The sequence below is a fragment of the Algoriphagus persicinus genome (genome assembly GCF_035156415.1).
GTDB classification, from domain to species: domain Bacteria; phylum Bacteroidota; class Bacteroidia; order Cytophagales; family Cyclobacteriaceae; genus Algoriphagus; species Algoriphagus persicinus.
In genome coordinates this window covers 19,779-27,476 of the sequence record NZ_JAYEEY010000039.1, presented here as the reverse complement: position 1 = coordinate 27,476, position 7,698 = coordinate 19,779, and the positions used below count along the sequence as shown (strand labels likewise).

The 7,698-nt window shown below is 41.8% G+C and carries 8 protein-coding genes and 1 pseudogene; 4 read left to right on the top strand and 5 right to left on the bottom strand.

Going from position 1 to position 7,698, the window contains the following annotated elements:
• Positions 1-155: 155 nt before the first annotated feature.
• Positions 156-1,121 carry a hypothetical protein gene (locus U3A58_RS20295; protein WP_323826231.1) on the top strand — a complete coding sequence of 322 codons (966 nt, stop codon included), beginning with the start codon at positions 156-158 and terminating at the stop codon, positions 1,119-1,121.
• Positions 1,122-1,580: 459 nt separating this feature from the next.
• Entirely contained in the window at positions 1,581-2,585 is a 1,005-nt protein-coding gene (locus U3A58_RS20290; protein ID WP_323826230.1) for a carbon-nitrogen hydrolase family protein, read from the top strand.
• 6 nt (positions 2,586-2,591) lie between these two features.
• Here U3A58_RS20290 and U3A58_RS21890 read toward each other — a convergent pair whose 3' ends face one another.
• From U3A58_RS21890 to U3A58_RS20270, 5 genes and pseudogenes are all read right to left on the bottom strand, one after another.
• On the bottom strand, positions 2,592-2,723 hold the full coding sequence (locus U3A58_RS21890; protein WP_416377318.1) for a hypothetical protein: 132 nt from the start codon (positions 2,721-2,723) through the stop codon (positions 2,592-2,594).
• Positions 2,680-2,897 (bottom strand): annotated as a pseudogene (locus U3A58_RS20285) (hypothetical protein); the annotation flags it as partial. The pseudogene U3A58_RS20285 and the gene U3A58_RS21890, both read right to left, overlap by 44 nt.
• 551 nt (positions 2,898-3,448) lie before the next feature.
• Positions 3,449-3,838, bottom strand: coding sequence for a DUF302 domain-containing protein (locus U3A58_RS20280; protein ID WP_323826229.1), 390 nt, complete (start codon positions 3,836-3,838; stop codon positions 3,449-3,451).
• Positions 3,839-3,987: 149 nt separating this feature from the next.
• Positions 3,988-4,371 (bottom strand): PIN domain-containing protein, encoded by a 384-nt coding sequence (locus U3A58_RS20275; RefSeq protein ID WP_323826228.1) that lies wholly within the window; start codon positions 4,369-4,371, stop codon positions 3,988-3,990.
• Positions 4,368-4,574 (bottom strand): type II toxin-antitoxin system VapB family antitoxin, encoded by a 207-nt coding sequence (locus U3A58_RS20270; protein ID WP_323826227.1) that lies wholly within the window; start codon positions 4,572-4,574, stop codon positions 4,368-4,370. The genes U3A58_RS20275 and U3A58_RS20270 overlap by 4 nt, the downstream gene beginning before the upstream one ends.
• Before the next feature lie 304 nt (positions 4,575-4,878).
• Between U3A58_RS20270 and U3A58_RS20265 the strand changes: the two genes are divergently transcribed.
• Together U3A58_RS20265 and U3A58_RS20260 are read left to right on the top strand one after the other, a co-directional pair.
• Positions 4,879-5,715 carry an alginate lyase family protein gene (locus U3A58_RS20265; RefSeq protein ID WP_323826226.1) on the top strand — a complete coding sequence of 279 codons (837 nt, stop codon included), beginning with the start codon at positions 4,879-4,881 and terminating at the stop codon, positions 5,713-5,715.
• Positions 5,699-7,678, top strand: coding sequence for an alginate lyase family protein (locus tag U3A58_RS20260; RefSeq protein WP_323826225.1), 1,980 nt, complete (start codon positions 5,699-5,701; stop codon positions 7,676-7,678). Before U3A58_RS20265 ends, U3A58_RS20260 begins: the two co-directional genes overlap by 17 nt.
• Positions 7,679-7,698: the final 20 nt, after the last annotated feature.

Below are 7,698 nucleotides of genomic sequence, written 5' to 3'. Positions count from 1 at the left end.
GAACCCAAGAATTTTGACTGGCATTCAGGCAGTTTTCAAAGAGCGGCCTAAAATCAAGCGAAATAACCAACAAAAAGGCCTCAGTTTAAACCAAATGAAGGTTTTTAGACGAACTGACGTTAGCGAAAATATTTATTAACTAAAACATAGAGATTATGTCACAAAATATTTATTTCAATGGAAGAAGGATCATTTCAGTATTGGTCGTTACATTCGTTTTAATTTGCACACAGTCATGCAAGTCTGACAAAAAGAAAGATAGTGAATCTTCAGGAGAATCACTCCCGGAAAATAGCATCGAAATCGTTACCGAAGCCATGGAATTTCAAATGCCGGATACGATAACCTCCGGTTGGAATACTTGGCGCTATAGCAACAAATCAACACAAACCCACTTTATCTTAATTGATGATTATCCAGATGGGATCACCCTCGACTCAGTAAAACAGAAGGTACTCCCCGTTTTTGGTGATGGAATGAAATTACTAAATGAAGGAAAAACCGAAGAAGGGTTTGCAGAATTTGCCAAACTGCCCACATGGTTTTCTGAGGTCAAGTGGCCAGGTGGAGTAGGTTTAATCTCCCCGGGTCATGAAGCCAAAACGACACTTTTTCTGGATCCTGGTCACTACTTAGTAGAGTGTTATGTAAAAATGAATACGGGTGTGTTCCACACGAATATGGGTATGATCAAGGAGTTAGTTGTAGTCGGGAAAAAGTCAAAGATGGAAGAACCTGAAGCCGATGTGGCGATTAATATTTCAAGTGAATCAGGCATCGTATTTGAACCACCTGTCAATGCCGGCTTATTTACCTTTTCGGTGTTTTTTATGGATCAAATCGCACATGAAAATTTTATGGGTCATGACGTGAATCTGGTAAAGTTTAAATCTGATGCGAACGAAAGAGTTTTGGAAGCCTGGATGGACTGGCGTGACCCGGAAGGTCTTATTGAGCCTGCACCGAAAGGATTTGTCTTTCTTGGCGGTGTGAACGATATGCCTGAAGGGAGAAGAGCATACTTTACTGCGCATCTTGAACCGGGCAAGTATGCCCTTATTTCCGAAGTACCTAACGCTTCAGGAAAAAATCTATTGAAAACCTTCGAGATCCTAGAATAACTTCACATAGGATACATTCACTACCGGCACCTAAGAAAATATGTGGGCAGAAAGTGGCATATACAAGATTCGTGCTTCGCGGCTCACTTTGTCACCAGCTCTTTACAGAAAGAGAAGTCTGACTTTGGGTATGATGAAATCACTTTACAATTCTAAATCTGTTGCCAATCTAAGGTAGTATGTCCATCGGAACGTTACTCCCGCGCTTAAGGGACTTTATTCACGAAGTATTTGCATTCAATAGTGTTCATGAATGCTTCGCATTTCACCTGATGGAACGCGACCATCTTTTTGGTCTATATTAACCATTCAAGTCACACACGGGTTTGGCGTAATGGCGGGTGAAGTGCTTCGTATGAACATTATTGCTAAATTTAAACCTTGGTGCTTCGTATCAAATGCAGTGTTGTAATGCCGCAACTACGCCTAGCCCTGATCCTTTAACTTTAATAAAAGATCATGAAAAAATTAGTAACCCTGATGTTTTGCATTGTTTCCTTTACAGCTTTCGGCCAGGAAATTTCTGCGAACACCCCAAAACCACAAGATATGAATACATCGTTCAAAGTTGCCGCGGCTCAAATTTCACCAGTCTTTCTCAACAAACAGAAAACGGTAGAAAAAGCCATCAACACTATAAAGGAAGCTGCAAATAACGGCTCAAAACTGATTGTATTTCCAGAAGCGTTTATTCCTGGTTACCCAGATTGGGTTTGGTTAATCCCAAATAATAAGGGTGCTGAGTTAAATAGTTTATTTGTTGAACTGGTTGAAAACTCAGTTTCAGTTCCAGATAATTCAACTGATCTTTTGTGCAAAGCGGCGAAAGAGAACAAGATCAATGTGGTCATTGGAATAAATGAGAGGAATAGTGAATCAAGCAATAGTAGTCTATTTAATAGTATGTTATTCATTGACGACCAAGGCGAAATCCTAGGAAAACACAGGAAACTAATTCCAACGGGAGGAGAGCGTTTGATCTGGGCACAGGGAGATGGCAGTGATCTAAAGTCCTACCAAACCAGTTCCGGAAAGATAGGGGGGCTAATCTGCTGGGAGAATTATATGCCCCTAGCAAGAATGACCATGTATGAAAGTGGTATGCAAGTACTCGTGGCTCCAACCTGGGATAAAAGTCCTAATTGGCAATCCAGTATGCAGCATATTGCCAGAGAAGGAGGAGTTTTTGTAATTAGCGTATGCATGGCGTTCTCTATGAAAAATTTACCAGATAGGTTTGATTTTAAAACACTATATCCTGAGGACAGGGAATGGATCAATCAGGGAAATAGTATAATCATAGCTCCGAACGGAAAAATTCTTGCAGGCCCTCTTGAGGCTGAGGAAGGAATCCTTTATGCTGATATCAATTTAAATGATATCATCGCAGCAAAACGAATGTTTGATGTTGTTGGGCACTATTCGCGTCCCGATGTCTTTAAATTTGATGTTATTAAGGAATAAAAAACCTTATTTTGAAACTTCCAATTCCTCAAATGCTTTGATGGCCTTATCCAGATGTTGTTTTTCAAAGGACAGATGGAATCTCGCATAGTTGTTAATCATCCCTCTGTGTGTCGCTTGCGTCGTGCTCGATTTCATGTATCGCAGAGATCTGCACCCTGATTCGGGCTTTTCCATGCGGAACTACCGGATAATAAAAACCGATGATATAAATCCTTTTTCCAGTAATATGGTAGCGAAATCCTGACCAAGTTTGGCCTCATACAGCATGATCGGTACTACTGGGTGGACACCAGGCTTGGAGTCAAAACCATTGTCGAATTCATCCAATAATAACTGGATAGAAGAGGACTAAGGGGACTTCCCTGTGGTATTCCTTTTATTCACGAATGGTCTTTTTTCACTTGTGTTCATGAATTCCGCTTCGCTACATTTCTACACCTGTGCAGGGCCACCGTCAATCTGGATGGGTGCACGGAGCCATTTTCGGACAAGACGAAGAGTTATTGGGCATTTTACACTTTGGTAAATCACGAGACATACAAGGACTTTCCAAAACTCTCAAAACTGTTGAGAGAAATTAGTTGGTCATATGATTTAGCTACATTTTCAAGATGCAAAATCCTTGAAGAACGAGAATTATATTTGAAACTCCACTAAGCAAGAAAGTTACAGATTCCTATAACTCAACCGGCAAATCCCCGCTAGTCTTTTCGAGTGGTCGTTGATAGGAAACTCAAAACTCTCTACTGCGCTGAGAATAAGAATAGCCATATGGCCGAAGCGAATTTTCTTAGACCACTAAAAAAAATGACCTGTTAAGACACAGGCCATGAAAGCGAACCTTGAGAATAACTACTGAGTTATGCTAACGCTTCGATTACTTTTTTCAACCTATCCCGCACTTCCACCGCTACAGGTTCTAACCCATCATTTTTGACACCCATCATGGAGACCACAGGATCCACTGCCGACACCTCGATTTGGCCAGCTTCCTTTTCTTGGACTATTACATTACATGGGAGCATCAATCCGATTTTATCTTCTGCCTGTAAAGCTTTGTAAGCATTTGGCGGATTACAGGCTCCTAAGATTTGATAGTTATAGAAATCCACGTCCAGTTTCTTCTTGAGCGTGGCCTTTATATCTATAGTTGTCAGCACACCAAATCCTTCCTTTTTCAGCTCTTCAGTGACTTTTTCTATCACTTGATTGAAATCTCCTTTTATCGTAGTTGTTATGTAGTAGCTCATATATTTTTTTTATTCAATAACGAAAATTATGTTTCAAAGGATGGTGACACAAGTCACACACTATTTTTTCACATCTAACGCAACATTAAGTGCCTACAGATATTTATTACTTTTAAAGAATCTAAGAGGCTCTTTACCCTACAGAAAATCTAAGGCTTATAAACTCCTGTCTCTCCTAAAAAACCAATGATTTTCTTATCCAAAGTCCAGATTCGTAAATCAAACTTTTCAGCAGCAAGAATGATTATGGCATCGATCAACCCTATTCCTCGATTGATTAACCCAGCTTTCCTGGAAAAATCGCCTGACTCGAAAATCAAACTAGGCTGATCCAAAATCCTCAGTTGGCGATAAAAATCGGTTATCAAATTCAGTTCTCTGGAAGTCTTCACTCCCTGAAGCAGTTCCGCAAAGATCAACTCCAAGGAATAAATCTCACCTTCCTCCATCAAAGCGATCATTGGTGGGAAGTAGTCTGGATTGCCTTTTAGAAATTCGATCCAAACAGAGGTGTCGATTAAAACTGGCTTCACTGACGATTAATATCTCTCAAATGATCTGATCCATATGCGAAAACTAATGGCTCAGCGACCATTTGATCAGACAACTCACGTAACTTTTTGCGGGACAAGTAATCACGAAGCGCTATTCTCAAGGCTTCAGTGACGTTCTTGGCTCCAGAGATTTCCATCACATCTTGGATCAATTCATCTTCGATTAATGCAGTTACTTTCATGGCTTTATAGTTTATATACAAAAACACGAAAGAACATCGTATTTTTGTATACTTTTCTTTTTTAACCGCAAGGTTCGCAGAGGTTTACGCGGAAGCCACAATTCGGTATGGGACAATTCTTTATTATAGTCACCCAGTTAGTACAACTCACTCTCTCTAATAAGCTCAACACTAAGCCGTGCTCTCTGTGTAACCATCGCGAACACTGCGGTTAAAACCCTTTCAAAACACCTCAATAAATTGCATCTTATGTGCCCTTAACTAGCTCACTTTACCCTTATACGCATTTCAACAAACTCCCAAAATGATTCAAAACCTCCTTATTCTTTTTTTTGCATTCAGCTCGTTTTTAACTCAGCCAAACACTGAGAACAGCAGCACAGATTACTTGGCTAAAGAACGGACACGAGTCGTTCGCCTAGCAGAAGTATATAAAGGCTTAAAACCAATCACAGTGACTTCTGAAAGCAGCCCTAGAAGTGTAGGGGGAATCCATGATTTCTATTCCGAGGGAGATTATTGGTGGCCAGATCCAGAAAATCCAGGTGGTTCATACATTCAGCGGGATGGATTGACCAATCCCGATAACTTCACCGCGCACCGTGAGGCGATGATTCGTTTTAGTCAGATTTCAGGCGCATTGGCTTCGGCCTATTTAGTGACCAAAGAGGAGAACTATGTTAAAGCTCTGGCTCCACATCTGAAGGCATGGTTTATAAATAAGGAAACCAAGATGAATCCAAATCTTCTCTACGCCCAAGCCATCAAAGGTAAAGTAACTGGACGTGGCATTGGTATCATCGACACGATCCAACTGATGGAAGTAGCCCAGGCAATCGAAGCTGTGGAAGATTCGGGAGTGATTCCCAGTTCAGAAATTCAGCAGATGAAAGACTGGTTTGCAGATTACCTCACTTGGATGACCACACATCCCTACGGAATAGACGAACGGGATCATGGAAATAATCACAGCGTGTGCTGGGCCATGCAAGCGGCTGTTTTCGCAAGACTAGTCGGCAACCAAGAAGTGCTAGAATATTGTAAAGAAAAGTATAAAACAGTGCTGCTCCCCAATCAAATGGCAACTGACGGCAGCTTCCCATTGGAACTCAAACGNCCAAGAAGTGCTAGAATATTGTAAAGAAAAGTATAAAACAGTGCTGCTCCCCAATCAAATGGCAACTGACGGCAGCTTCCCATTGGAACTCAAACGCACCAAACCTTACGGCTATTCTCTCTTCACCCTTGATGCTATGGCAACACTGTGTCAGGTTTATGCAGATGATACTGAGAACTTATTCAACTACCAAACTCCCGATGGTAAAACACTGGGTCTGGGCATTTCATTTCTCTACCCTTATGTGGTGGATAAAGACACTTGGCCTTACCAAAAAGACGTGATGTACTGGGACAACTGGCCTGTGCGACACCCCCTGTTACTTTTTGGTGGATTGGCATACGATCAGGAGAAATACCTAAAATTATGGAACTCGCTTGATGCTGACTTTGATACGCCTGAAGTCATCCGAAATATGCCTGTGCGATTCCCCCTGCTTTGGATATCAAAAGAAGAAATACGATCAGGTGGACAATTAACTACGATTGGAACTTCAGATCTTGCCTCAAAACTAATAGCTTCTGGTGAAGTTCACTACAGCGACTTCGGTTCCAAGGGCGATGGCAAGACTGATGATATGGATGCTATCGCTGCTGCCCATTCCTTTGCCAACCAGCACGGCCTGATGGTGAAAGCCGATGATGAAGCCACGTATTACATTGGCGGAAAGGATCGCACAGCCATTATCCAAACTGATACCGATTTTGGAACCGCCTCCTTCTTAATTGACGATACTCAAGTAGAAAATCGTACTGCCTCTATTTTCAAGGTCAGTTCAAGCCAAGTCCCATATAAACTCGAAGGAATATCCTCACTCAAGAGGAATCAGGAGAAGATCGACATCTCATTGCCCAGCTCTTCTTTGATCAGCGTCACCAATTCCAACGAAATGAAGTATATCCGATTTGGTCTAAACCAAAACAACGGAGCTCCACAGACAGATATTTTTCTAGTGGATAAAGACGGTATTGTGGACAGTAATGCACCCATTATTTGGGACTTCGACCAGATCACAGAAATTACTGCTCTACCTATAGACGAGAAAACGCTCAATATCACAGGAGGCCATTTTACCACTATAGCCAATCAGGAGGAATCGAAATACAACTATTACAGCCGAAATATCTCCATACAGCGCTCCAATGTGATTGTGGATTCCCTAGAACATCGAATTACTGACGAAGGAGACCATGGCGCACCTTACAACGGATTCATCAATATCAGCAAAGCTGCCTACATTACGATAAAGAACACCATCCTGACGGGACACAAAACCTACTCAACCATTGGCACAGCTGGAAAGCCTGTCACCATGGGTACCTATGACATTATAGTGAACCGAGCCTTGAATGTATCCTTCATCAACTGCAGTCAGACAAATGACATCGATGACAGCATGTATTGGGGAATTATGGGCTCCAACTACAGCAAAAATCTTCTTTTCGACCACTGCACCTTTTCGCGCTTCGATGCCCACATGGGCGTGGCTAATGCCACCATCCGCAACTCCACGCTTGGTCATATGGGAATCAATGCCATTGGCAGTGGGACATTTACGGTAGAGAACAGTATTATCCGTAGCAGAAGTCTGATCAACCTGCGTCCTGACTATGGAAGTACCTGGGAGGGAAAGTTAATTATCCGAGACTGTACATTTGTCCCTGGAGGTGGCAGGCCAATCAGTGCTTCGCTGATCAGTGGATCCAATTCTGGTCAGCATGATTTCGGCTACACCTGCTATATGCCAGAGCAGATCACTATCGAAAATCTTCATATCGACGATTCCAATCATCCTGAGGATTATCAGGGCCCAGCTATTTTCGGTAATTTCAATCCACAAATGAAGGATGATTCTTATGTGGAGAAGTTTCCCTATATCATAACCAAGGAAGTAAGTCTAAAGAATGTGACTACTTCGAGTGGAAAAGAATTAAGGGTGAGTGAGAATGAGGTGATGTTTAAAGAGATTAAGGTGAAAACAAATTAGAATCACAAATTGTGGTCAGA

What these genes read in the sequence shown, in the direction of transcription:
- U3A58_RS20295 (WP_323826231.1), top strand. Translation starts at nt 156, where the DNA reads ATGTCACAAAATATTTATTTCAATGGAAGAAGGATCATTTCAGTATTG.
- U3A58_RS20290 (WP_323826230.1), top strand. Translation starts at nt 1,581, where the DNA reads ATGAAAAAATTAGTAACCCTGATGTTTTGCATTGTTTCCTTTACAGCT.
- U3A58_RS21890 (WP_416377318.1), bottom strand. Translation starts at nt 2,723, where the DNA reads ATGAAATCGAGCACGACGCAAGCGACACACAGAGGGATGATTAACAAC.
- U3A58_RS20280 (WP_323826229.1), bottom strand. Translation starts at nt 3,838, where the DNA reads ATGAGCTACTACATAACAACTACGATAAAAGGAGATTTCAATCAAGTG.
- U3A58_RS20270 (WP_323826227.1), bottom strand. Translation starts at nt 4,574, where the DNA reads ATGAAAGTAACTGCATTAATCGAAGATGAATTGATCCAAGATGTGATG.